Here is a 25920-nt window from a genome sequence, read left to right on the forward strand (position 1 = left end):
GCTACATGCTTTAATGGTTTTTTTCGTTTTGCCTTTTATCGTCTTCCTGTAGGTTTATAAAATCTTCGACCAGACATTTACTGCTTATAATCATGCCTGACAAGAAAAATGTAATCGTAACCGTGAACGGAAAATAAAAGTACGCTAACAGAGAAGTGGCAATTGTCCACACCAGCCAAAAATATTTTTCATGATATTCAGCCATTTACCTCTTCCGCCTTCCAATAAATCTGGCTGATCGCGTCCGCTAACGCTTCTATTGTATTCTTTAATTCCTTCATATTGTTGTCAACACCGCCAACCTCCACTACTAACGTGTTTGCATGCAAATCTTGATTATAAATTCCATCAACGCCGATTCCTTTTTTAGGCAAAACTCCCTTACTGATCCCTGGATAATCTTTATTCAGGATTTTATGAAGTTCGTTTGCAAACTGCAGGTTCTTTTGGAAGTTCTTATTTTCCTCGCCAATGACAAAAACTAATCTAGCATAAGGCTCGTTATTAATGGTGGTTGTAGTCGAATCCTTTCTGACAGAATCTCGGTGCAGATCAATAAAGTACTCTAATTTCTTATTTCCAGCCATTGCCTTTTGAACCAACGAACGTGAAATCTCATAAGACTTATGTGTCAGCCAGCCTTTCTTATCCAACTCCTGGCCAATATTGGTCTTATCCACGCTCGCTCCAACCCCTCTTTTCTCCAATTCCTGACCTAGCAATTCACCTACAATAGTGATATTTGTCTTGCCGTCAACAGCCTCATTTTCATTCTCTGCTCCTTCCAGACCCAACAAAGGCAAGTAAGATTCCCAACTATGTGTATGGTAAATGAATATCGATTTTTCTGTTGGTGAAGAACCTGAGTATATTTTGCCGCTGTTCAGTTCCTTCAGTTCATTAGCAGCCATATTCCTCTCCTGAAGCAGAACCTCCATTGGAGGGGCAGATTCAATCGGGATATCCGTAAAATCAACACCTTCATCTGCAATAAGAAAGTTTGAATCAAAAGCCATGAAACCCGGAATTTCACTCCTGATCAGACTCCTGATGTCATTCATTTCAACATTTGTAAGCAATTTGAAACCAGTAGAAAGAACCGGCAAATCAGCATTTGACCCTGTCAATGCATGTCCAATCAAAGGGTTCTCATAACTGATGATCCTGAGGAAGACCTCCGCTCCTATATCTCCGTTTACTTTGAATTTAAAAAAGCTTATGTTCGAGGATGAAATAAAACCAGCGACCAGAAAAAAACAGAGTGTACAAACTAATATAATGAAACCTGAGAGCATTTTCCTATAAACATTGGCCAATATTCTTGTCATTCAATCACCCTTTTGCATGTGATACCAATTTGAAAGTTTAATCTCTGTTAATCCATAAATATGTATAAAAGAAGATTTTAGACTAAAAAACGCCCGGACAGATGTCCTGGCGTTCAGCTAGAAATATTTCTTTTTCCAGAAAATGAATGCGGTTAACCCGGCTAGTAACACAGCCATACTGATTGCCAGGAAGAACGCAAATGGATTGTGCTGAAATGGAAGATCTACGTTCATACCGTAAAAGCTTGCCACCATGGTCGGAAACGAAAGAATGATTGTTATGGATGTTAGGAATTTCATTACCATATTGAGATTATTAGAAATGATAGAGGCGAATGCGTCCATCATCCCGCTTAAAATGGAACTATATGTCTCTGCCATTTCGATGGCCTGGGTATTTTCAATGATGACATCCTCCAGCAAATCCTTGTCTTCTTCATACATTTTCAAATAATTGAAGCGCATAATTTTCGCAAGTACCACTTTATTGGATTTTAGTGATGTCGTGAAGTAAACCAAGCTTTTCTCCAAAGCGAGAAAAGCATATAATTCCTTGTTTTTCATCGACTGATGCAACTCGCGCTCAATCTCATTTGTCTTTTTATTGATTTGTTTCAGGTACCTTAAATAATAAATAGAAATAACGTAAAGGATCTGCAGGGCAAATCTCGTTTTCTTAAAAGTATAAAATTCCTTGACTCTGTTTAACTTGAATTCATTTAAGACAGGCGTCTCTTTTAGAGAAACTGTGATGATGCAATTCGCAGTCTGGATAATTCCGACTGGTATGGTTTCGTAAATCGGAAAGCCAGATTCATCATGGGTGATGTATGGATAGTCAACGATTATATAGACAATACCGTCTTCCTTTTCAACCCTTGGTCTCTCTTCATCGTCAAGGGCATCCTTTATGAAATCCACTGCGATTCCCGTTTCACTGGCAACCCTTATGATTTCATCTTCAGAAGGATGTACCATATTAACCCAGGAGCCTTTAGAGATTTCTTCTACACGTGTTAAATGTCTTTCTTCATTGCTTTTAAAGATTTCTAGCATTTGACCAACCTCCTCTTTAATTATTGAGGAAGCCAACTACCTTTTTTCAGAGTTGATAGTCTTGCAGCATTCAATTGTATCAAATCTAATAGATTATCGACTTCCCCGGACCTATCGGGATCAGGTTCTTTTGAATAACCCAAAGATACCAACTCCTTTCTATTTTCACCTCTTACATCTTACTCCTGGCAGGGCAAAACTACAATGGGAATCTTAAAATGAAAATAATATTTAAATAAAGCAATTGAAAAGACGTCTGACTGAAAAAGCAGCCAGACGTTCTATATATTTTAATTCACACTATTCAGGTTTTTAAATTAAGCTGTCATGCACCAAATGCTTCTCCGAAATAAATTATAAGTTTATACTAAAGAATTTATTGAATTGGCATAAACCCTACTTTCCAGACACCATCCAGGTCTTTAATTAACCTGAATCCTTGGACTCCATTTTTACTTTCAAATTTGAGATAACCCTCATAATCACTTGTTTCTACAAATTCACCTGCCTGTATTCCCTGAAAGGCTGCAAGTATCTCCTCACTACTTGATGAGAATTCACTGGAATCCTGTATATGTTCTGCCTTTGACCACCTTACATGTTCTGGACGGGTTGTATATAAAGCATATTCAGTTTCCGGGTCACTATCTAATTGGGCCTGGACATACAGCTTAGCTATACTTAATGGTGGAAGGTCTTTTAAGTGTTTACTTGAATGGTTTTGTTTAAATAGCTCATAGGCAAGCATTTCTTGTTCATCAAGTTTAAAAGGAGTGGAATCCAGTAAAACTTCTCCCGACCGCTGCTCCTCCTCTACCAAACTTCCATCTGACCTTAATAGCTTTGCAAATACTTTCCCATTCAAAGTATAAAACATCGACATTCTCATCACTTTTTCTTCCGGTGACCAGCCGATCCAGAATTGTATTCCAATGTTCTGGCTGCGAAGATTTTCAAAGTCTACGATACCTTTATCAGGTACCTTGCTCACCGTACCCTTATCAACATAGAATTGATAGAGCCAATCCTTGACGGAACCGTCCTCTGCATCAGCATTCACAAATTCATTGAAATCTTGCCCAAATGCAGTTTTGACTTCTTCTTCTGTCATTCCCAATCTGAAATTCTTTTCCAGATATTCTGCCTTTTCTTTAACTTTTTCGTCTTTTATAGCATTGTTTTTTTCAGGACCTATTGAATCGAAAATTTTAATGTTTTTTTCATCTGACATGTCAAGCAGCAGACGCCTTTTAACCTGGGTTTTTGTTTCTTTATCGACAAAAGTAAAAGTTACTAGTTCACGCCCCTTTTCATCAATCTCAACCATTTCAACGTTTATCGTTGAAAAATCAACTTTTTCATAGTATTTCAACACTTCATTAATATTGTTATCGTAGTACTCATACAGTAGCACATCTTTAATGTATACTTCGTCACCTTGTTGTAGTGCATCAAAGTAGAAGACAAGTTCACGGGCAGCATTGGGGGATCCGGTCGATTTGGTTACAGTTTGATATATTTGCTGAAATGCTTCATTATTACCTGTGATGGTGTAAATATCCCTTTCCCTTTCACTCCGTTCCTCCTCGCTCTTGTCTTTCTTCTCGGCATCAATTGTTTTAACAGGTTGACTTTGTTCACTTTCAGACTTAGACCCTATAAGAGAAGCTGTCAATAATGTAAATAACATTACTGCCATAACCACTGGAACTAAAATAGGCCATCGGAATGACTGATTCCCGGAGATAGGAACCTTCCTCCCCTCAATGAGTTCACTTCTAAGTTTTTCAATGAAACTTTCATCAGGCTCAAGATCTGGCCTATGCTTTAAAGGCGCCAGGAACCGTTGGTCAAACGACTCTTTACGATTGTCCATCTCTAAGTTCCCACCCTTCATTATTTGATAAGACCTGTTTTTTTAAGAGTTGTAGAGCACGATGATAATCAACACGTACTTTCGCTTCGCTGCATCCGAGTATTTCAGCTGTTTCTTTTATGCTCGATTCTTTCAATCCACGCAAGATTACAACCGTCCTGTATTGCTGCTTTAATTTTAGCAACGCACTTTGCAACTCTGTCCATTCCCCTTTTCGTATCAGGCGATCTTCCGGTGTATCAGAGTCTTTATCTTTTCCAATCGCCCAATCTGGAAATAAGCTGACAAATTTTCTTTTACGATGTAAATCCATTGCAGTATTCTTTGTGATGGATAATATCCATGTTTTGAGTTTGGTCTGATCCTTTAAACTACCAATAGAATTCATAATTTTTATGAATGTTTCCTGGGTTATATCCTCTGCTTCCTGTTTGTTGTTTGTAAAATAAAGTGCAAAATGATAGACATCACGATAATATAAGTCATAAATTTCATTTATATCTTGCCGCTTAGAACCCACTTATCACTCCCCCGTTCCCAAATAAGTCGCATGAGCGGACATTTTGTTTCAGCTTTTTTGAAATTTTTATGAATTCAAAGAAATGCTATGTATAACAGTGATCATAGCTTCCGCTTTTCCCAATGAGAAAAAATAATATATAATGGAAGGTAAATTAGGATTCCAACCTAATTTTACCAGCCTTTATGGTTACTAAAAAGCTTCATCTTAAAAGGAGAAATCATATGCACTTACTGCAAAGATTCTGGGAGGCTGTTGTTCGATTCTGGAAACGGCGCCACCTGACTCAAATCTTGTTATTAATCTTATTGGTTTTCATATTGCTCTCGATCCTTTGGTTCGCCTTTATCGCTAGCAGGGCGAATGTCCAGACCCTGAAGGATGGATTGAGCCAGGCAACCACCATTTATGATCGCAATGGGGATGAAGCAAGCAAGCTTGCTACCAACCGTACAGGTGGAGTGTCGATAAAAGATATGCCAGAGCATGTCCCAAATGCCGTCATTGCTATTGAGGATGAACGCTTTTATGAGCATAACGGATTCGATATTAAAGGCATTGCCCGTGCTTTTTTCGGAAACCTTTTAGCTGGAGGCATTACCGGGGGTGGCAGTACCCTTACCCAGCAGCTGACCAAAAACGCTTTGTTATCTTCAGAGCGGACATACAAACGTAAAGTAGAAGAATTATTTTTGGCAGTCGAGCTTGAGAAGGTTTATGAAAAGGACGAAATCATAGAAATGTATCTGAACCAGGTGTATTTCGGCAGTGGCGCGTTTGGCATCAACAACGCCAGTAAAAAATACTTCGCAAAGGATATTCAGGATGTCACAATAAGTGAGGCTGCACTGCTTGCCGGCCTGCTTAAAGCACCTTCTGCCCTAGATCCCTATAATAATTATGACGCTGCCATCAAACGCAGGAATATTGTTCTTTCTAAGATGAACGAACTAGGGATGATAACAGATATCGAACATGCAAAAGCCAAGTCTGAAAAGATTGTATTGGAAGACGGAGGCGGCTCTCTCGCCGACCGCAAATATCCTTCTTATGTCGATGCAGTCTTGGATGAAGCCACAAGTAAATATGGCCTTACCCAGGATGAAATAATGACAAGAGGCTATCGTATCTATACTGAACTTGATCAGGACATACAATCTGGTCTGGAAAAAGTGTTCCGACAGGATTATCTATTCCCTGATCGATCCAGTGATGTTTTAGTACAGAGTGGATCCGTACTGCTTAATCCGGAGAATGGGGGCGTCCGTGCACTAGTTGGAGGACGGGGGGAAAAAGTGTTCAGAGGATTCAACCGTGCAACCCACTTAAGGGCTCAGCCAGGATCGACCATGAAACCTCTTGCCGTTTACACCCCGGCTTTAGAAGAAGGCTATGAATATGATTCCATGCTTGTTGACAAGAAGATGTCATTTAAAAACTACAGCCCAAAAAACTTCTCTGATACCTATCAGGGAGAAGTGCCAATGTATGAGGCCGTGGAAAAGTCAATTAACATACCTGCTGTTTGGCTTTTGAATGAAATAGGCTTGAATAAAGGAATTGATGCTGTAAGAAGATTTGGAATCAAAGTAGAAAAAGAAGACCAGAACCTGGCACTCGCCCTGGGAGGAATGCATAATGGTGTTTCTCCGCTACAGATGGCTGAAGCTTATTCTGTCTTCCCAAATGGCGGGAAGCGTCATGATGCCCATGTGATTACAAAAATTGTAGGTCCAACTGGCAAGGTGATTGCAGAGCATGATGGCTCAACAACACGCGTTACTTCCAAATCAGTGGCCAATGAAATGACGTCAATGTTATTGAATGTCGTTGAAACAGGTACTGGTAAAGGGACAAATATTGAAGGTGTTGAGATTGCAGGAAAGACTGGGTCTACTCAGCTGCCTTATGCAGATATCAATGGAACAAAAGATCAATGGTTTGTAGGATATACACCGAACATCGTCGGGGCTGTATGGCTGGGATATGATAAAACTGACCGGAAGCATTATTTATCCAGCAGCAGCTCAAAGGATGTAGTGCCACTGTTTAGAGCGATCATGGAAGCAACAGTGCCCCACATCGAGCAGGAAGAATTCAAAGTCCAATCAATCAACGATCGGCAGTCCGGTGCCATCGTTGATTATGAAGAGACAGAAAAAGCAATTAAGGAAAAAGCAAATGAACTGGAGAAAGAGTTAAAAGAGCGTGCTGGCCAAGTGGAGGAAAAACTAAAAGAGGAAGCGCCAAAGTGGAAAAAAGTATTTGAAAAAATGCAGGAAGACGCCGGTAAGGTTGGCGACAAAGTGATTGATAAACTTAGAGAGTGGCAAGGGCAATAAAAGTAAATGTGAGCAGCTGGAATTAGCTGCTCACATTTTATTTTGCTGACGATAAGCCCCTTTTGATATGGTGGTGTTCTCGGACTAGATAACCTGTTGACGACGCCGATATAACCGAACCAGGCATGACTTCGGATAAAATCACAGGATCTTACTGCCATTTTGTCCAAACACGGCATCACTTCAGACAAAGTTAAAGGCAACCCTCGCCATTTTGAACGAACAGGACATCACTTCGGACAAAGTTACTGGCGATCCTCCCCATTTTGTCCGAACCTGGCCTCACTTCAGACAAAGTTACAGGCAATCCTCCCCATTTTGTCCGAACACGGCCTCACTTCAGACAAAGTTACACGTAATCATCGCCTTTTTGTCCGAACATGGCATCACTTCAGACATAGTTACTCGCGGTCATCGTCTTTTTGTCCGAACATGGCATCACTTCAGACATAGTTACAGGTAATCACCTCAGTTTTGTCCGAACCTGGCCTCACTTCAGACAAAGTTACTGGCGATCCTCCCCATTTTGTCCGAACACCGCCTCACTTCAGACAAAGTTACACGTAATCATCGCCTTTTTGTCCGAACATGGCATCACTTCAGACATAGTTACAGGTAATCACCTCAGTTTTGTCCGAACCCGGCATTACTTCGGACAAAGTTACTGGCGATCAACTCAGTTTTGTCCGAACCAGGCATTACTTCGGACAAAGTTACAGGCGATCACCTCAGTTTTGTCCGAACCCGGCATTCCTTCAGACAAAGTTATAAGCAAACACCTTGTTTTTGTACAAACCTGGTGTTTTAGAATATTTTAGAATAAATACATGTATCCCTTAACTCACCGTCAACTGAAACTGAATCATTCTTTAGTATGCCATCGAGAGCAAACCCTAATTTTTCAGGGATCGCCCTGCTTTTTGTATTCAATGAATCACACCTAATTTCGATTCTGCGGGCCTTAAGCTCTCGAACGGCAAAATCAGTGATTCCCTGGACGGCCTCTGTCATATACCCTCGCCTGCTATATCGAGTGTCAATCCAATAACCGATTTCGAATTTTGGGACATCCCAGTTGATTCTATGTAGACCGGATGAGGCAACAAATTCCCTGGTATCTTTCTTAAATACAAGGAGCCTCAGGTCTGACCGATTTAAAAAATTCAAATATCCTTGTCTGATCACTACTTCTGTTTCTTCAACCGTTTGTTCCTTTTGGGCAAATGGCATCCATGGTTGAAGTTCTTTTAAAGATGCATTTATTGATTCACATGTGACAGCACCGTCACCAGGCAGCGGCATCCTGATAAAAAGCCGGTCTGTTTCGAATTCAGTTGGAAAATCCAATAAAATAGGATTCACCTTAACCTCTCTCCTTTCAATCTTCCATTTAAAAAGAGCGGTCACAAGACCGCTCGTTAATTTATTCTGCTTAAATACTGATATCCCTCTTTTGGAAAAAGAAAAATGTAAGCATCATAAATACTGCGTAATATACAGCGAGGATGGACAGCGATACTGGCAATGTTATATCCTCAAGTATTCTTTCCTGAAGAGCATAGACTGTCAAATCCAAATGCGGGAAAATCAAAAATTTCGCCCATGTATACTTATCAGCAAGCATCAAGATAATACCGCCGAGTGTAGATGAAAAGAAGAGGACAAAAATTCCTATTCCGACCGCTAGAGCTTGGCTTTTAAACAATGTTGACAGCATAAAGGCAATCGTCATGATGATGAGCAGGCTTGGAATGAAGTAAAGCATTTTTAACATGAATTGTGTACCGACAATGGCTACCTTTCTCCCTTCCAGCGTGATTTCAAATATCTTCATATTGAAATCCCCACTGCCAAATAGGAGCAATCCAATGATATATCCAGATACGATTAGTGTTAAGACCAATAATAATGCATAGAAAATGACAGCTATGTACTTTGAAAGAAGGATTCTCCATCTTTGATGCGGTCGAATCAAAAGCTGCTTTATTGTTCCATCGGAGAATTCTGCAGCAACATTGGCACTGCCGACAACAACCACGAACAAGGTGACGAGTGAGCTTACACCCACCACGACATCATTCATGAAGTGCCAGTTTGTTTTTTCATGCGGATTTATGTCTTGATCAAGAAATTGCTGGGTTTGCTCAATTTGGTTTTGAATCATTTTCTTTTCGTCACCGGAAGCAGATGCCATCTGGTTTTCAAGCATGGCAATTTCATCCTGGGTATCCTGTCTCCAATTAGGGTTCGGATCTGCACTGAATTTAGAATAGATAATTCCTGCGATTAATACTGCCAGTACAATAACGATCATATATATCCAACTTGCCATTTTGCCAAATATCTTCATCAATTCATTTTGTATTAAAGGAATCATACCATTTGCTCCTTTTTATCTTTATTTGTGATTTCCAAGAAGCGGTCTTCCAGCGTTGCTTTCACATTTAAAATTTCATAAACATCTATATCATTTTCAACAAATAGCTTGTTGATCATCGGTATTTGTTCTTTGCGAGTTGATAAGGTCAGACGCGAGCCTTTACTCGAGGTCACTTTGACATCTGCCATATATTCTGTTAAAAGCTTAGAAGCAAGGGCGGGATTTGACACTTCCACTTCTATCGTTTTTACCTTTTTTTCCTCCGATGTTTCATTATCATGCATGGAAGATATATGGATCAGTTTTCCCTTTTCGATAATTGCAAACCGGTCGCACATTAGCTGCATTTCTGATAATAAATGCGAGGAGACTAACACAGATGTTCCCTGGCTTGCGAGCAAGCGCAAATAATCACGGAATTCACGAATTCCCTGAGGATCTAGTCCATTTGTAGGTTCATCCAGTATTAGGATGGACGGCTTATGTAAAATTGCTTGGGCAACCCCTAGGCGTTGGCGCATCCCTAAGGAATAAGTACGAACTTTATCATGTATTGCAGTATCAAGTCCTACCAGCTCGGTTACTTCGTTAATTCGATCTTCAGTAATTTCGCTTAATGCCATACGAGCGTAATGCCTAAGGTTTTTATATCCACTAAGGTATTTATAGAATTCCGGGTTTTCCACAATGGCACCCAATTCATTCATTGCCTCTGTAAAGGAATCATCTAAATCATGTCCATTTATTAACACAGTTCCTCCTGTACGATTAATCAGACTAACGATCATTCGGATGATTGTTGTTTTCCCCGCACCATTAGGACCAAGAAGTCCAAATATTTCACCCCGTTCTACTTGAAAACTCACGTCATCAACGATTGTCTTTTTACCAATCGTTTTTGTTAACGCGTTTACCTCAAGGGCAAATTGCGACATAGAATCTCCTCATTTCATAAAAAAGTTTATATTTCATTGCCTCACAAAGATTATTACGATGAAAATTGTAAAAAGTTACAAAAAAAGCAAAAAAAGATTATCGTATCAGATCCTTTATCTTTATTCTGTATATTGCCCATCCTTAATACACACGATATAAATGATATTCGTACGAATATCGCGTGTTTCAAAAATCCATTCATGAGGTGATTGTATGAGTTACAAAGATCATTTGGATCCACACTCACAACTTTTTCACCACAGTAGGTCAAGGCGCAAGCATACAAACTCGCAGATAAATGGTGAAACTCAGGTAGCACATAATGTTCTTCTTGCGAGGAGTAACGCGAAAGCGCACCGCATGTTTTGATTTTTTGAAACCAAAAAAGGAAAAGGCGCACATTTGCGTCTTTTCCTTTTTAAAAGCTTCCATAGCCTATGCAGCAATAACTATCAATCAAAACTTTGCCGATATTAAAGGTTTTAAAGGAAAATAAAATAAATCAGCCCTGCCAAAATAATCCGATAAATAGCGAATGGCATTAATTTAATTTTATTGATAAGTTTCAAAAAGAATCTAATGAAAATTAACGCGAATACGAATGCGCTGATAAAGCCTACAGTGAAAAATGGCAAAGCATCAATCGTGAAATACTCCCAATTTTTCAATAGGGAAATGCCGCTGGCACCGAGCATGATCGGAACCGCCATAATGAAGGTGAAATCGGAAGCCGCGCGATGGCTCATTCCAAGAATAACTCCTCCAGCAATTGTAGAACCAGACCTGGAGAATCCAGGCCATAAACCAAGGCACTGGAACAAACCTACTCCCAGTGCTTGTTTATAGCTGATTTGATCAACGTCTTCAGTCTTGAGTTTTTTCGGTTGTAAGCGGTCTGCGATGATTAATAGGAATGCACCGACTACTAATCCAATAATCACTGTTTCTACGGAGAATAGGTGTTCATCAATATAATCCTCAAATAAAACGCCTGTAAACCCGGCGGGAATCAAGCCAACAATCACTTTAGGCAAGCTTAACCTGCCTTTGGAATCTCCTAATGAAACCCCTTTTTGCAAAGCTAATAGGTTTATGAATCTTTCCTTAAACACAATAACCACAGCTAAAATAGATCCTAATTGAATCACTACTTTAAAAGTATTGGCAACTGGTTCTGTAAATAATTGTTTAGAGTGCAATAGCAGGTCATCGACAATAATCATATGACCGGTAGACGATACAGGCGCAAATTCAGTTAATCCTTCTACTAGACCGAGTATAAATGCCACAAATAATTCCCAAATGTTCATGTAGTGGTCTTACTCCTTTTAAAGTTAAATTTAGATATTGATTACTTGCCATGTTCAGAAAACCTTACCAACAAAAAGATAAAAATATAAATTGCACTCATTAATTTTTATCCTTAATTGGAGTTTTAGTCAAGAACAAAAAGCGCAAGCGCCTTGCTCAGCCCCGACAAGCGCTGGAGGTCCGCTCAACCAAGTCGTTCTTTGACTTCATTGGGCGGACCGAAGCGACTCGAGGGGCTAGGCGCTGGAGCTGGATTAAGAATACTACATGTAGTAATCAACTTATTGACTTTTAAAATCCAGATTAAAAACAACAAAAAAGCAGCATCAAGAGCTGCTTTGAGAACTATCCTTAAAACAAAGGATTTTTGTCCAATATAGTTTGTGATTGTGTATATGATTGCCCCAAGTAGTATCGCGATATTGTCCGAATCGATAAAAAATTGCCTTACTGTAATGGAGTCCATTGCCCCCGTTATCACTCGGCTGATCGAGAAGGAAAGGAAGTAACACGCTAGAACAACTATAATAAACCTTGGTCCCCCAATCTGAATGGGAACACTGCTATTAAATGTAAAAGTTCGATTCAATAGAAAACTAACTGCAGCACCTATAGTATTTCCTGTGAATGTGGCATACCAAAATGGCCAATCCAGTCCATTCTTCAGTAACAGCATCAGCCCCATTCCAACAAATGTATTCAGCACGCCAACTAACAGGAATTTCAGGAATGGGGGAAAAGTTGTAGTTCTCAGGACAATCTTTTGCGCCAGCTGATTAGTTATTCTCAGATAGCTTCCGAGTTTCAACGATTGACTCATAATCTGCCCCTTCCATGTTCATCAATTTCCTGGACACAGGCAGGTTAAAGAGATCGACATCGATGATATACTTCGGTCTCCGCTTTGTTTCTTTATAGATTTTACCTATATACTCTCCGACCAAACCAAGGGCAATTAGCTGCAGTCCCCCTATCAGCCATATCGAGGTAATCAGGGATGTCCATCCAAGTTCTGTGTTCCCAAAAAGCTTCAATGTAAGAAAGTATAAACCGAATACAAGGCTTACAAAAAAAGAGAGACATCCTATAAGCATAACGAATCTTATCGGTGTAACTGAAAATGAAGTGATTCCGTCAAAGGCAAACGCTAGCATTTTCCTTAATGGATATTTCGTTTCCCCTGCAAGCCGTTCCTTTCTTTCATAATAAACAGCAGTAGAGTTAAAACCGATTAATGGAACAATTCCACGAAGAAACATATTACTTTCCGCAAATTGCTCCAATTCTTCAACGGCCCTCTTGCCCATCAAGCGAAAATCGGCGTGGTTGAACACCAGTTTGACCCCAAGCTTGTCCATTAGCTTGTAAAAACCTTCTGCAGTGAAACGTTTGAAGAATGTATCACTCTCCCTGCTGCTCCGCACACCATATACAACCTCGTAACCCTCGTTGAACTTTCTTACCATTTCTTTCATAGCAAGAATATCATCTTGCAGATCAGCATCGATGGTTACCATGCAATCGGATGCCTCTTTTGCTGAAAAAAGCCCGGCAAGCAAGGCATTCTGATGCCCAGCATTTCTTGATAGCTTTAGTCCTTTTACCATTTCGTTAATTAAACTTGCTTTGTATATCAAGTGCCAAGTACTATCCTTGCTCCCATCATCGACGAATAAGATTTTACTTTTTTCTGATATCAGGTTTTCCATGATCATTTCACTAAGATTTGATGTTAACTGATCAATAGTGTCTTCTAAAACTTCTTCTTCATTATAACAAGGAACGATAATTGTTAAGATCGGCATATTCATTTATGGCCCTCCTTGGTGTTATAAAGCTTCATAGAGGTAAATTTTCCAGGCACTATCCTTTGAGGTAAAAACTTTACCAAGCTTCAGGTTATTTTCTATTGCGTTATCAATGGGAACAGAAGAAAAGATATATTCCCCGCCCATTTGTTTAAACGGCTCTAAATTCAATTCGATATTTTTAATTCTTCTTTTTGATGTTTTTTTAAACATATAATGTTTTCCCAATTCATCAGTAAAGATGTAACAGCGTCCGCCCCACTCATCAAAATAAACTCGGATCCGTTTATTTTTCTCAAGTTCTTTTTCGAAAATCTTCCTGAATTGATATTTATAACTCAGAGGATAAAAATTATTGTAGGTATCGAGTGTGTAAAATCCATTATATTGTGCAATGGCTGGATGTAAGCCTATACTGGCGACACGATAGCTATTTTGAGGTTTTCCTATGTGGTTTTTAATCGCTTCAAATTGTTCCTCAGCATAAAATTCCCTAACACTAGGCTTTTTGTGAAAAACAATCTCTTCATTTGTTAACAACAGCAAGAAGATTTGGGCAGCTATCAGCCAGGGAACTGATCTGCGAAATACTTTTTCATTCCAGAGAATCCTCAGGCCAATGGCAAATAAAATGTACACCACTAATGGACGCAAAAAGTGATACCTGGCAAAATTAAATGTATCTAAAAAATGGAACCTCTCCGTTAATGGAAGCCATCCTTTATAAAACCAAAAGGCATACCAAGCGGATAAGATAAAATTCAGCACAAATAAGAAAACGAAGATACGCTCTTTCCCCCATTTTCGATGCTTCCAAATCAAAAACATCGCTGCAATGATGACCGGCAAAATAATAATTGTATGTACAGTCATTACATGGTGATGCCCAAGGAAGAAATTTTTGAACGTAAGCCTGACGGAATGCCAGAAAGTCAGGCGGGCATGAAAGTATTCATCCCTGCTATTAGGTTCTCCATCAAATAAAAAGGAATATACCAGCCTGTAATCAGTGATTAAGTAAACAGCAGTCATATAAGCTATTGCTATGAAGAATCTCCAGTTCCATCCTTTACCCCGAATTACATCACTAAGCCAGAATAAACCCATTGCACTAAGGAAAAAGAAAAAACCCAAAACAATACTTGAGTAAAATGGCAAGAGAGTAAGGGCAAGATAATGCAACCAGGTACCTCTTCCATTTCTTATATGAAAAAAAGCCCAAAGTGCCAGTGGCATACCCAATGTACTAAGCATTCCTGACGGCCAAAAAGGAGTAAGGGCAAATGCAAGCGCGGTTCCAACACGAATCAGGCTCTTATCTTTTCCCTTAACAAAGTGGTCCTTCAAAACCAAATACATTCCGAGGAAGGCAATAAACCTTGTGATTGTCTGGCTTATTCCGTATGCAATCATGGTAGGGAACCATACATACAGCCAAACAATAAGGCTATACTCGGTTCCAAGCGCGTTCCTTGGCAGCCCATTAATGATTTGAGAAATCCTGGATTCTAACGGTCCGGCAATCTGGCCACTTTCTGCAAGTACCTTATACCATGCCAAATTTGAGTCAAGATTGTCATGGACCCGGATATGGGCATCGTCTCCTAAAATAAAATATGGGGATAGGAAGAGTGAAATCACAATCAGAGAACACACGATGAATATCCGCTCTTTATCCTGCAAGTAAGACAAATCTCATAACACCTCAAATTTCATATTTGCTTTTATTAAGTTTTGCACATTTTTAGAAACTATTCCCTCAACTGCCAAACAATCAGGAAGAGGTCCACTAACCATCATATAAGATGGTAGTCAAAAATCAGTAAATAAAAGAGTACAAAAAGTACTGAAAGAGCCAGCGCGATTATAGGCTTCTTATAGTGGAGCCTGAGCATAGGATACATCGTAGCATAGAAAAATACTTCCCAGCCCATAGACCAACCGTGTGCAAATTTAATGGCTCCTAAATTTAGCGCAATCGCCTCTATAATGACCGACAATGATATCCACTTTACGTAATACCACAACCTTCCAGTTGTTTTCTCTGGAAAGTTGCCCAAAAACAGGATAATGATACTTGGGTAAAAAACAAACGTATAAAGTGTTTCTGTGACAAATAGACTGATGAAATTCTTATCAAACTCCCACAATTGTTTGTTGCCTATGTACGAAATATACTCATAGAAGCAGCTAAACAAGGCCCAGTAATAAAAAGTAGGTAAATACTCTTTCCACCTTTGCCATTTTCCCATTCCAACTGACAACACGATCCCACCAACAATGACTACAGCATGGAACAAGCTCTCCCCTCCCTTTTATAACCATCGCCTTAAGAACTTCCTGTTAGTTTCCATTAATCAATCAAATGTATTTTCTACCAATCACGTTGTTTTATGTATGTGGAGTTCCCGAGTGCTGGTGATAATAGGTTTAATATTTCCCTATAAAAAAACTGTACTGGTTATTTTAACCAGTACAGCTTTTTATCCCTCTTCTGTTAAATTGCTCTCTGCCTCAAGGATAAAAAGATCCTTTTTCGACTGAAAGAAAATGATGGATGTCAGGGCAACCGCCAGTAGCAATCCCAGAGCCGAGAAAGCAATGGTGACAGTTTGTAGTTTTACTACTTCCGCTAAATAACCCAATAGTAAGGTTAAAATGATTTGAACCATTGCCTGAAAGAAGGCAAACGCGCTGCTGAACCTTCCCATCAAGTCAACCGGTACATTGTTTTGGAAAAAAGTAGTGTAACCAGTAAACGAAAATGGAGAAAAGAACCCAATAATGATAAAGCCAATTACAGCCAGAGGAACCGTGTTTGATGAGGCAAGATAAAACATCAAGTAACCTGTTACTGACAAAAAGGATCCCAATCCTAATAGCATTTTTATTGAAAGACGATTCGCCAGGGCTGACACTGCAAATGACCCAGCCACATACCCTGCTCCAGTGAGACTTACCAACAACCCATAATTCTTTTCGGATAAGCCAACAACCTGCTGTATGAAGGTTACCTCCTGAGAATCAAGTGCAAATGAAATTAATGTAATGAACTGAAAAATCAGGAAAACCACCATAAATCCTGCTGCTGTTTTCCCAAAATTGATCACAGCCTTCCAGTCAGCAGCGATCATTTTCATCGTAATCCGATCTCTATATTGTTCATCATTTAGCCTTTCATCAACATCCGGCAGGAAGAATATTGCCACAGCACATAAAAAGAAAGTTACAGCATTAATATAAATACTTGTATTTATGCTTCCATACATTATCAGCAGTCCTGACACACTCGGTCCAACCAGCATAGCCCCAGATGTTGCAAAGGAAAAAATTGAATTGAATCGTTTTCTCTTTTCGGGAGGAACAAGCTTTGTTATGTACGTTTCTGAAGTGGGACCAAAAAATGCACCTGCTATATTAGTTAAGAACATAATAATATAAATTGGAACTAGCGAATTAAATAATGGGATGATTGCAATTAAAACACCACGAAGGATATCAATGGAAACCATTAACCTTCTCTTATTGACACGATCAATGACGCTACCTGCCCATGTATTAGTTAAAAGGATTGCCAAAGGCCTGATGATGAATAATCCTGCAATTGCCGCGGCAGAACCTGTTAATTTTAATACTAATAAATTAATAGCCACAAAATAAATCCAATTACCGATGTTTGAAATCCCAATTCCGAGAACCAAAAGTATAGGATTCTTCCAGCCCTTCAAACAGACCCCTCCTGAGTGCAGAAAATAAATGTAAAATTATAACTAAACTATTTCTCTTTTCATCCTATCTTTCCCTTCCAAAAGTTTCAAGAAGCCATTTATTTCTTTTTGAAATTTTTACCAATTTAAATAATAGTCACAATTTGTCCACATAAATTTTCCCAACATTAATATAAAAAACTCTTTATTCCCGCATTCGTACCCACATTAAACCTCATGCCTATTAATTTCATTTATTTACCACTCCGAGTCATACAATTTACCCATTTATAACATTAGTATATTACTTATAATGGTATATAGAATTGATAAGGAGCTGAAACCATGAATTCTAATCCGAAGTTTGTTTCTAAGATCCTTCCGCTTTTTGCGGTGTTTATGGTTATAGTTACGATAGCAGCGACATTTGTCGTTCAAAATACTGATGATAAAGTATCTGTCCCATTCTCTTCCCTTGTCAAGTCAATAGAGGGCCTAAATGGTGATGAAGCAACTCTTATTGAAAAAATGGATGGAACTCTACTACTCAAGACTAAAGAAGCAACATTAGTTTCCCAAGTTCCACCCGGCAGCGAGATGGTCGACAAATTAGTAGAAAAATATAATATAAAGTATGAATATATGAATAACAGCAGATATGGCGCTTGGATTCTTGGTGGTGTGTTAGTGCTTTTGATGGGCGCAGCCTTCGTGATTCAAAAGAAAACTGGAGGTATAGGTACAGGCAATAGAATGAAAAATAGTTTATCAAAGCCTAACCCTCTGCCTTCCATTACCTTAGAAAATGTAGGTGGATTGCAGGATGAAATGAAAGAGGAAATCATCCAGACTCTATCAATCTTGAAAAATCCAGACAAGTCGGCAAAGATGGGCATTAAGCCTCCTAAGGGAATTCTTTTGTATGGACCTCCAGGTACAGGTAAAACCTTGCTTGCTCAAGCTATTGCGCGAGAATTGAATGCCAACTTTTTCACAGCCAGCGGATCTGCATTTAATGAAATGTTCATCGGTGTAGGTGCATCACGTGTCCGAAGCTTATTCCAAAGTGCCCGGAAGCAAGGTCCAGCAGTAATTTTCATAGATGAAGTCGACGCTCTTGCAGGTAAGCGTAAACCCCATGGCGGTGAAGAAGGCGAAAAGACATTGACAGAGCTACTTGTCCAGCTTGACGGGGGACATCCTAATGATGGTATCCTTTTCATTGCTGCAACAAACAGAAAAGACATGCTGGATGATGCATTCCTGCGGCCTGGACGTATTGATTTCTCATTCAATGTCCCTCTTCCGGATACGAGAGGTAGAAGGGAAATCATTGATATCCATATTAAAGGGAAAAACCTTGCTGACAATGTTGTCTCATCATTAGATGATCTGGCTGAAAGCACTTCTGGATTCTCTGGTGCCGAGCTGCATTCATTGTTTGAGACTGCAAGTAGACGGGCTTTAAGAAATGGACAGGATTTCATTTCAAAGAGTGATATAGATTATTCTCTTGACCGAACTATCCTTGGAAGCACTTCCCGCACTCTTCAGGATGCCGACACAAAGCGCAGGGTTGCAATCCACGAGGCAGGCCATGCTCTTGTTTCTGCTGTCACTAAACCCGGGTCAGTTCGCAAAGCAACCATCATACCCCGGGGACAGGCACTCGGTTATGTAGCTCCAATTCCTAAAGAGCTTCAATTGTCTACACATAGCGACTTGATTGACCGAATTGCCATGATTCTTGCTGGTGGTGTTGCTGAACGGATGATTCTAGGTGAACACAGTATCGGAGTAAGCGGAGATGTCCAACAAGCTAAACAGATTATTGAACAGATGGTTGACACCGGTTTGCTGCAGGAAGGTTTCTCACTAACATTCAGCAAAGGCTTGAAAGAAACAAAAATGCAGGAACTTTTTGATGACGCTTTAGAAAAATCCGAAATGATCATAAATGCTCACCAGAAACAATTTGAACGACTAGTGGAAGAATTGCTAAAGAAAGAAACGCTGGAAGGTTCGGAAGTGGATGAGATCGTTCAGGATAAAACAGGTTCTTTTGAGGATCAATATATAATGGCTTAATAAGAAAAGCGCAAGCGCCTTGGTCAGCCCCGACAAGCGCTGGAGGGCTTGCCAGTGAAGTCGGTCTTTGACTTCATTGGCAGGACCGAAGAGTCTCGAGGAGTTAGGAGCCGCAGCTAGACAAGCGACTCGAGGGGCTAGGCGCTGGAGCTAGACATTTCTCGAAGTGAAATTTATACTTCCTACACTACAAGAAAAAGGCTTTCCGCAGTGGAAAGCCTTTTTTTTATTTTTGCTCCAGAGCCTGGGCAAGGCTTGCTCTAACTTCCGTATCTTTAAAAGAAAGCCCGAGCTGTACGGCTGTCTGGGCGATTTCAGGCCTTATGCCAGAAAGAGTAGTCTTTACGCCTATTAATTTCAATGCATTAAAAAGCTGGAATAACTGATGGGCAACCATTGTGTCTATCATCGCCACACCGGATAGATCGACAAACAGATGGTTTATACCGCTTTGACTGCAATGCTTCAGTGTATTTTCAAGGATCATTTTCGCCCTGGTTGTATCAATATCTCCAATAAGAGGCAGCAACCCTTGATGGTTGCTTAACGAAATGACCGGTGCACTTAATTCGTTAATTGTCTCTTGCTGGGCTTTTAATACGTTTTGCGAGTATTTATATGTAGCTTCAACAAAGCGTAAAATGACTTCATCCATTTCTTTAAGGATGACGTCGTACCAGACATCTACTTCTTTTCTTGTTATATCTGGGTGTAACTCCGCAAATTTTCGGACATAGTCAAAATACTGATTTCTGACATTTTTAAATTCCCTTATAATGTAATGGATGGGCGTATTAATATGTTCAAAATCACTGGCTATTTCGATAATCCACGGTTCAAAATCCTGGAAAAAATCTTTTTCCCCTTTGTTGAATAATTCAATAAAATGCAGATGAAATTCATGGTTTTGCTCTTTTAAGACTTTTATAACATCTGGATCATTTGATGCATAAACACCTGCCGCCTTTGTCTTATCGATTTTTTCATACCATTCTTCCGTTAAATTTCGGGTGTTTTCTTTCAGATATATATATAAGTTTTGATTTCTGTGCATCATGCTTCCCCCAGTCTGGAAATGCACCACAGTGAACTATACTTAAGAACAAAGTAGTATTTTATTGAATTATATCAAATATCTCCCCTTTTAAAAATAAAAACGAGGTTGTGCCATGGACTTTGATCCTATCTGTCTTTTAAACTAGTTTATGCTTTTCCTTTAATTCAGTGGGAGCCATTTTTATAATTTGCTGAAAAATGATAAGCAGCACACCTACATCATCTACGACCCCAATCAGGGTTAAGAAGTCGGGGATGATATCGAACGGCAACAGAAAATAGCCGATGATCAAACCAACTGAAATTACTTTTTGCTTTACTGGAACCATATTAGAAGTAAAGAACTCTATTAAAAAAGGTACAAACCTTTTCACTTTAAATACAAGCCTCATTCTTTTGAAAAACTTTTTCATAAGAAACCCTCCTTCATACTAGTATTACCCTCATTCACCTCTTATAGACTTTCAAACATTATAAGCAAGAGACATGGACACTTTATCTATATACGGTGGAAATGGAGATATGTTTCAATTAGACATCAAAAAACAGCCAAAATCTTGGCTGCTTTCCTAGCTGGATAAATGATTTACTTTTCTTGCTGATCACAATAGTAATGTATTGCTTCTTTAAAGAAAGCTGCTAGTCCTTGTTGGTATTTATCTATATTTTTTGTGAACCTTGGGTCATCGACATATAAATCCCCCAGACCGCGAAAAATGTCCAATCTGCAATCATAATAATGGTCAGTGATAAACTGGCGCCAATCCGAGACTGCCCGCTGTACTCCTGGATCTTCTGGACCATGGTCCATTCCGGCAATGATCCGCTTATAAATTTCATCTGTCTTACCCTGGATGTTCCCCCAATCTTCAGATGAATACCCAGCTGTCTTCTTCTCTACGTTTTCAACAGTCTCCTTACCGTACCTTTCTTTCGCTTCCTCACTATATTTCTTCTGGTGTTCTTCAATTTCCTTCATATCAAAACCTTTGAACATATCTTTATTTGCCATTTGGTAACCTCCTTCTATCGAATCAATTGTCATTTCCACTGTTCGGATCATCCCTTCTAGCCGCTTTTTTTTTGCTAAAAGCAATTCTTTATGCTTTTTTAAATTTTCTCTGCGGTTGAACTCTGGCCGTTCAATAATATCCTTGATTTCATGAAGGGAGAAATCCATTTCTTTGAAAACTAAAATTTGCTGAAGGCGCTCAAGATTCTCTTTTGAATAAAGTCGGTAGCCCACAGATGACACTGCCTCTGGTTTGAGTAATCCAATACGATCATAATGATGCAGCGTACGCACACTCACTCCGGTCATTTCCGCAACTTCTTTTACTTTGTACATATCTCGATCACCTCCACATTTAAATCGTAAACTATGACGCAACGTCAGGGTCAATATATTTTTGTTCAATCCATATTCTGAAAATTCATGTATAATAGAGAAAACTTTTAAGGAGATATGGAAATGTTCACTTTTATTAAAAATTTTGTCCCCGGTTACAAGAAGCAGCCTGTTTCATTCCAGCACATCAAACAGAATAAACAAGCAAGCTCCCTCGCAGTCATGCTCCCTGGAAGAGGATATACTGTACAGGGTCCGTTATTTCATTATTCAACAGGAGTCTTTTTAAATAAAGGGTTTGATGTCCTTCATGTTAACTATGATTATAATACTGTTCAATCGGAATCTATGACCTTAGAGGAAGAAATTAAGCAAATCACAGAAGATGTTAATGCGGTACTTGATTATATCCTGAAAAACCAACCATACGAAAATTATACTTTAATCGGAAAATCGCTGGGGACCATCGCCCTGTCTTCAATAATTGATCAAAAGGCTTTCATGGACGCTAAGGTTATCTGGCTTACCCCGCTCCTGCAGCTGGATTACGTTTTGGATAAGATGATTTCCTCAACACAAAAGGGTTTATGCATCATCGGCGATGAAGACCCATGTTTTGTTCCTGAAAGATATGAGAAACTTAACATAAAGGAAAATATGCAGACGCTTTTAATTCCTGGTACAGAACACAGTCTTAACTACGTCGAGCGCCCAATAGATTCAATTGATGTACTGAAAAAGGTGATAGCAAAAATTAGCAGCTTTTAACGGAATGGGGGAATGAGCATGGCCATGCTGGAACAATACATCAGGAGAATTGCTGATCTCCCTTTAAAAGAAAGTTATTCCCGAGCCGACCTATTAACTTCAGATTTTCTGCTGGCGAAGGAAGGAACTATTGAAATTTACTATTGCACTCATAACGAATATATCAACAAAAAGGCCAAGGTGTTTATTGTAGGTATTACACCCGGTTTTCAACAAATGAATAAATCCTTTGCTGTTGCCCGAAGAGGTTTAGAGGAAAACCTTTCAATTGAGGAAGTATTTTATATTTGTAAGCGCGAGGCAAGGTTTTTTGGAGTGCTTCGGAGAAACATCACCCAAATGCTCGATGATTTAGATTTGAATAAAATGTTGGATTTGCAAAGCTGTGAGGAGCTTTTTAACGATAAAGATTTCCTGCTCCATACTACTTCTCTCATACCGTATGCTGTCTTTCTCAATGGAAATAACTACACTGGACACAGCCCGAAAATCATGAAGAATAAATTACTGACTCGTTTTCTGGCAGAATACTTTGAGCCACAGGCATCAGCACTTCGGGATGCGTTGATCATCCCGCTTGGTAAAGGAGTCGAGGAAATCATATACGAATATACTCGTGGAGGCCTATTCAAAAAAGAGAACGTTTTATTCGGGTTCCCACACCCTTCAGGCGCGAATGGCCATCGCTTTCTCCAATTTAATAGCCATAAGGAAAAAATGAAGAAAACCATTAAAGATTTTTTCTAAAAAGAGTTAAAAGACCAATGATCTTGGTCTTCTAAACTTACACAAATGGAATTTCTTCCTGATACGCCTAACATTCCATTATCATTAGAAGTTCCTGACTGTACAATCAGGATGTCTCTAGATAATGGCATAGCTTCTCCATACATCGGGCAGCAGCGACTGATATTTTTGCTGTAAGTACCGATCATCTATCAACAAAATCGTGCCTGTATCTTTTTCTGACCGTATAAGTCTGCCGCCCGCCTGCAGCACTTTATTCATGCCTGGATAAACATAGGCGTAATCATATCCATTTTTCCCTGTAGAGGAGAAATGCTGCTTGATCAAATCCCGCTCAAAGCCTATCTGAGGCAGACCAACACCCACTACTAACACTCCATTCAGTCGGTCACCCTTTAAATCCACCCCTTCTGAGAAAATTCCTCCCAGTACAGCGAAACCCACAAGGGAACCGGATCGGTCTGGTTTGAAGGATTCAAGAAACGCTTCACGTTCGGCATCTGCCATTCCTGTACCCTGTACAATTGTAGGTATGCCGTGATTGCCAAGATTCCATTCTTCCAACACCGAATTAAGATAAAGATAGGAGGGAAAGAAGATTAAATAGTTGCCAGGCTTGTTATGAATCGTTTCAGATAGTGTTTTAACTATTGGCTTAATAGACTTTTCCCGGTCTTTAAATCTTGTCGATAAAGACTGAATCAGTACATGAGACTGTTCACTTGAAAATGGAGAAGGAATACGTACTACATAATCTTCTTCGTCTCCGCCTAACATATCTAGGTAATACCCAATTGGACTCAAAGTAGCGGAAAAGTAGACACGAGATTTAAAATTTTTACTAGCTTGTTTGAGTAAATAAGAGGGATCAAGGCAAAATTGTTTTAATTTGACCTCATTCCTTTGAACCTCTGCATATAAAATAAACCGTTCATCAAATAGCTTGCTGATTCTTTGCCAATTCTGCGCCGCGAAATAGGATTCAAGCAACAACTCAGAATCCCCTGGACTCTCTCTTAGCAGTTCTTTTTCAGCATGGTTAATAAATTCCAAGACTAACTGATTGAATTCCTCAAGTGGTTCCTTGAACTCAATCGTTTTAGACGGTTCAGCTTGCTTCCTCAGTTTAATAAAGAAGTCATTTAGCTGCCTGCAAATTCCATGAATATCCTCGTTTCTTCCTTTAAACTCTCTTTTAAGCTGCAAGAATGATGCCTTTTCCAAAGTGGATGAAAACATATCCCTGCCTCTGTCAACCAGGTTGTGGGCTTCGTCAACGAGAAGGACCGTTTCCTTTTTACGATCGTCAAATAAACGCTTTAAAGAAACTTTTGGGTCAAAAATATAATTATAGTCACAAATGACTGTGTCAGCCGCATAAGCAAGGTCCAGTGAGAATTCAAATGGGCAAATTCTGTGTTTGAGAGCGTATTTTTCTATACAAAGCCTGTCTAAAGAGTTTTCATTATGCAAAATATCGAGTACTGCTTCGTTTATTCTGTCATAATAGCCGTCCGCAAACTCACAATGGTCCTTGTTGCAAATCCCTTGTTCTGTAAAACAAACTTTGTCCTTTGCCGTTATGGTCACTACATTCATATGAAGGCCATTTGCAAACAGTTGACTGAAAGCTTCCTCCGCTGTTTGTCTGGTCGTTGTCTTGGCAGTCAAGTAAAAAAGCTTTTGCAGATGGTTTTCGCCAATTGCTTTCACAGACGGAAAAATTGTAGAAATGGTCTTCCCAATACCAGTTGGTGCACTCGCGAAAATAGTCTTATTTTCCTGAATTGTTTTATATACTGAACCAGCAAGCTGCCGTTGCCCTTTACGGTATTGGGCAAAAGGGAATACCAACTCTTTTATACTCTGGTTCCTTTTCATTTCATGCACTACACGCAATTTTGCATAAGGAGCAAATACAGAAACCATGTTCAATATGGCTTCCTTAAGCTCTTCATATGTCCGAGTTCTGCTGAATCTTTTCATTTCACCGGAAGCCTTCTCCACATAAGTAAGCTGGATATCGATACAATCAAGTTCATGGTCCTGCATGTACATATAGCCATAGCATTCAGCCTGCGCCCAGTGTGCAGGATTACTGTCCTCATTGATCATGTCAAGATTTAAAGAGGTTGACTTAATTTCGTCTATGGTAGTGCGTCCATCACTTACAAGAAGCCCATCACAACGTCCTTCAATCATAAAATAAAGACCTTCATACTCTATTTCAGTCTTCAAAAAAACTTCACTTTGATCGTGTTCGTTGTATGTCTTCTGGACTTCCCGATGGATTCGAGAGCCTTCGGTAAAAGATGAAGCTGAGCTGAACCCAGAGACGATACTCCCACTTTTATGTACATACTCAGCCAAAGTTCTCACTGGTATCTTAATTACATTCTTCATCCACTCACCTGGCCCAAAATAATAAATTCTTATATTCAATTATAGTACATACGTTCTATAACAATCAACGAAATAAAAAATCCATCCCAGTGAATCCTGGAATGGATTAATATTTTTACCAGTGGCGTGTATTATCAAGCAAACGATCAATTTCAATTGGGTTCAGTGTATAACTCAAATCATTTTCAGCAATATCTGTTGTCTCTTCCAACAGCTCGTCAATATCCATGCTAAATGTTCCCATAC

General features: G+C 39.4%; 24 protein-coding genes. 5 read left to right on the forward strand and 19 right to left on the reverse strand.

Annotated features, from left to right (window positions below):
* Positions 1–10: 10 nt before the first annotated feature.
* The 5 genes from DYI25_RS07775 to DYI25_RS07795 all read right to left on the reverse strand — a co-directional run bounded on the left by DYI25_RS07775 (position 11) and on the right by DYI25_RS07795 (position 4780).
* Positions 11–205 carry a hypothetical protein gene (locus DYI25_RS07775; protein ID WP_213367828.1) on the reverse strand — a complete coding sequence of 65 codons (195 nt, stop codon included), beginning with the start codon at positions 203–205 and terminating at the stop codon, positions 11–13.
* Positions 198–1328 carry a stage II sporulation protein P gene (spoIIP, locus tag DYI25_RS07780; protein ID WP_213367829.1) on the reverse strand — a complete coding sequence of 377 codons (1131 nt, stop codon included), beginning with the start codon at positions 1326–1328 and terminating at the stop codon, positions 198–200. The genes DYI25_RS07775 and spoIIP overlap by 8 nt, the downstream gene beginning before the upstream one ends.
* 117 nt (positions 1329–1445) lie before the next feature.
* Entirely contained in the window at positions 1446–2384 is a 939-nt protein-coding gene (locus DYI25_RS07785) for a magnesium transporter CorA family protein (protein WP_213367830.1), read from the reverse strand.
* 376 nt (positions 2385–2760) lie between these two features.
* Positions 2761–4260: a hypothetical protein gene (locus DYI25_RS07790; protein WP_213367831.1), complete on the reverse strand. Its 1500-nt coding sequence runs from the start codon at positions 4258–4260 to the stop codon at positions 2761–2763.
* Positions 4247–4780 (reverse strand): RNA polymerase sigma factor, encoded by a 534-nt coding sequence (locus tag DYI25_RS07795; RefSeq protein ID WP_213367832.1) that lies wholly within the window; start codon positions 4778–4780, stop codon positions 4247–4249. Before DYI25_RS07795 ends, DYI25_RS07790 begins: the two co-directional genes overlap by 14 nt.
* 224 nt (positions 4781–5004) lie before the next feature.
* On the opposite strand from DYI25_RS07795, the gene DYI25_RS07800 reads away from it, so the two are divergent.
* Complete coding sequence (locus tag DYI25_RS07800; RefSeq protein ID WP_213367833.1) at positions 5005–7122, forward strand: transglycosylase domain-containing protein; 2118 nt, start codon at positions 5005–5007, stop codon at positions 7120–7122.
* Between the two features lie 804 nt (positions 7123–7926).
* On the opposite strand, the gene DYI25_RS07805 is transcribed toward DYI25_RS07800, so the two are convergent.
* The 3 genes from DYI25_RS07805 to DYI25_RS07815 form a co-directional block, all read right to left on the reverse strand.
* Complete coding sequence (locus DYI25_RS07805) at positions 7927–8484, reverse strand: GNAT family N-acetyltransferase (protein WP_213367834.1); 558 nt, start codon at positions 8482–8484, stop codon at positions 7927–7929.
* Positions 8485–8554: 70 nt separating this feature from the next.
* On the reverse strand, positions 8555–9499 hold the full coding sequence (locus tag DYI25_RS07810) for an ABC transporter permease (protein ID WP_213367835.1): 945 nt from the start codon (positions 9497–9499) through the stop codon (positions 8555–8557).
* Entirely contained in the window at positions 9496–10437 is a 942-nt protein-coding gene (locus DYI25_RS07815; RefSeq protein WP_213367836.1) for an ABC transporter ATP-binding protein, read from the reverse strand. The genes DYI25_RS07810 and DYI25_RS07815 overlap by 4 nt, the downstream gene beginning before the upstream one ends.
* Before the next feature lie 214 nt (positions 10438–10651).
* Here DYI25_RS07815 and DYI25_RS07820 point away from each other — a divergent pair, with 214 nt between their 5' ends.
* On the forward strand, positions 10652–10807 hold the full coding sequence (locus DYI25_RS07820) for a YpzG family protein (RefSeq protein WP_213367837.1): 156 nt from the start codon (positions 10652–10654) through the stop codon (positions 10805–10807).
* Positions 10808–10920: 113 nt separating this feature from the next.
* On the opposite strand, the gene DYI25_RS07825 is transcribed toward DYI25_RS07820, so the two are convergent.
* From DYI25_RS07825 to DYI25_RS07850, 6 genes are all read right to left on the reverse strand, one after another.
* Positions 10921–11748 carry an undecaprenyl-diphosphate phosphatase gene (locus DYI25_RS07825; protein WP_213367838.1) on the reverse strand — a complete coding sequence of 276 codons (828 nt, stop codon included), beginning with the start codon at positions 11746–11748 and terminating at the stop codon, positions 10921–10923.
* Between the two features lie 185 nt (positions 11749–11933).
* Positions 11934–12569 carry a GtrA family protein gene (locus tag DYI25_RS07830; RefSeq protein WP_213367839.1) on the reverse strand — a complete coding sequence of 212 codons (636 nt, stop codon included), beginning with the start codon at positions 12567–12569 and terminating at the stop codon, positions 11934–11936.
* Complete coding sequence (locus DYI25_RS07835) at positions 12526–13560, reverse strand: glycosyltransferase family 2 protein (RefSeq protein ID WP_213367840.1); 1035 nt, start codon at positions 13558–13560, stop codon at positions 12526–12528. Before DYI25_RS07835 ends, DYI25_RS07830 begins: the two co-directional genes overlap by 44 nt.
* A gap of 18 nt (positions 13561–13578) precedes the next feature.
* Positions 13579–15249, reverse strand: a complete 1671-nt coding sequence (locus tag DYI25_RS07840) for a DUF6044 family protein (protein WP_249745282.1) — start codon at positions 15247–15249, stop codon at positions 13579–13581.
* 104 nt (positions 15250–15353) lie between these two features.
* Positions 15354–15857, reverse strand: coding sequence for a CBO0543 family protein (locus DYI25_RS07845; protein WP_213367841.1), 504 nt, complete (start codon positions 15855–15857; stop codon positions 15354–15356).
* A gap of 183 nt (positions 15858–16040) precedes the next feature.
* Positions 16041–17285, reverse strand: coding sequence for an MFS transporter (locus tag DYI25_RS07850; RefSeq protein ID WP_213367843.1), 1245 nt, complete (start codon positions 17283–17285; stop codon positions 16041–16043).
* 324 nt (positions 17286–17609) lie between these two features.
* Here DYI25_RS07850 and DYI25_RS07855 point away from each other — a divergent pair, with 324 nt between their 5' ends.
* The gene (locus DYI25_RS07855; protein WP_213367844.1) at positions 17610–19352 is read left to right on the forward strand and encodes an AAA family ATPase; all 1743 of its coding nucleotides are present in this window, start codon (positions 17610–17612) and stop codon (positions 19350–19352) included.
* Positions 19353–19578: 226 nt separating this feature from the next.
* Here the strand turns inward: DYI25_RS07855 and DYI25_RS07860 are convergent, their stop codons facing one another.
* The 3 genes from DYI25_RS07860 to DYI25_RS07870 form a co-directional block, all read right to left on the reverse strand.
* Positions 19579–20406: an STAS domain-containing protein gene (locus tag DYI25_RS07860; RefSeq protein ID WP_213369481.1), complete on the reverse strand. Its 828-nt coding sequence runs from the start codon at positions 20404–20406 to the stop codon at positions 19579–19581.
* 139 nt (positions 20407–20545) lie between these two features.
* A complete protein-coding gene (locus DYI25_RS07865; protein WP_213367845.1) occupies positions 20546–20821 on the reverse strand; it encodes a YkvA family protein in 276 nt (91 codons plus the stop codon).
* A 173-nt stretch (positions 20822–20994) separates the two neighbouring features.
* Positions 20995–21756 (reverse strand): MerR family transcriptional regulator, encoded by a 762-nt coding sequence (locus tag DYI25_RS07870; RefSeq protein WP_213367846.1) that lies wholly within the window; start codon positions 21754–21756, stop codon positions 20995–20997.
* 123 nt (positions 21757–21879) lie between these two features.
* Here DYI25_RS07870 and DYI25_RS07875 point away from each other — a divergent pair, with 123 nt between their 5' ends.
* Together DYI25_RS07875 and DYI25_RS07880 are read left to right on the forward strand one after the other, a co-directional pair.
* Positions 21880–22524 carry an alpha/beta hydrolase gene (locus DYI25_RS07875; RefSeq protein ID WP_213367847.1) on the forward strand — a complete coding sequence of 215 codons (645 nt, stop codon included), beginning with the start codon at positions 21880–21882 and terminating at the stop codon, positions 22522–22524.
* 18 nt (positions 22525–22542) lie between these two features.
* Positions 22543–23271 (forward strand): uracil-DNA glycosylase family protein, encoded by a 729-nt coding sequence (locus tag DYI25_RS07880; RefSeq protein WP_213367848.1) that lies wholly within the window; start codon positions 22543–22545, stop codon positions 23269–23271.
* 117 nt (positions 23272–23388) lie between these two features.
* On the opposite strand, the gene DYI25_RS07885 is transcribed toward DYI25_RS07880, so the two are convergent.
* Both DYI25_RS07885 and DYI25_RS22585 read right to left on the reverse strand, forming a co-directional pair.
* Positions 23389–25674: an ATP-dependent DNA helicase gene (locus DYI25_RS07885; RefSeq protein WP_213367849.1), complete on the reverse strand. Its 2286-nt coding sequence runs from the start codon at positions 25672–25674 to the stop codon at positions 23389–23391.
* Positions 25675–25789: 115 nt separating this feature from the next.
* Complete coding sequence (locus DYI25_RS22585; RefSeq protein ID WP_274609494.1) at positions 25790–25918, reverse strand: hypothetical protein; 129 nt, start codon at positions 25916–25918, stop codon at positions 25790–25792.
* Positions 25919–25920: the final 2 nt, after the last annotated feature.

It is taken from the genome of Mesobacillus boroniphilus (genome assembly GCF_018424685.1).
GTDB classification, from domain to species: domain Bacteria; phylum Bacillota; class Bacilli; order Bacillales; family Cytobacillaceae; genus Mesobacillus; species Mesobacillus boroniphilus_A.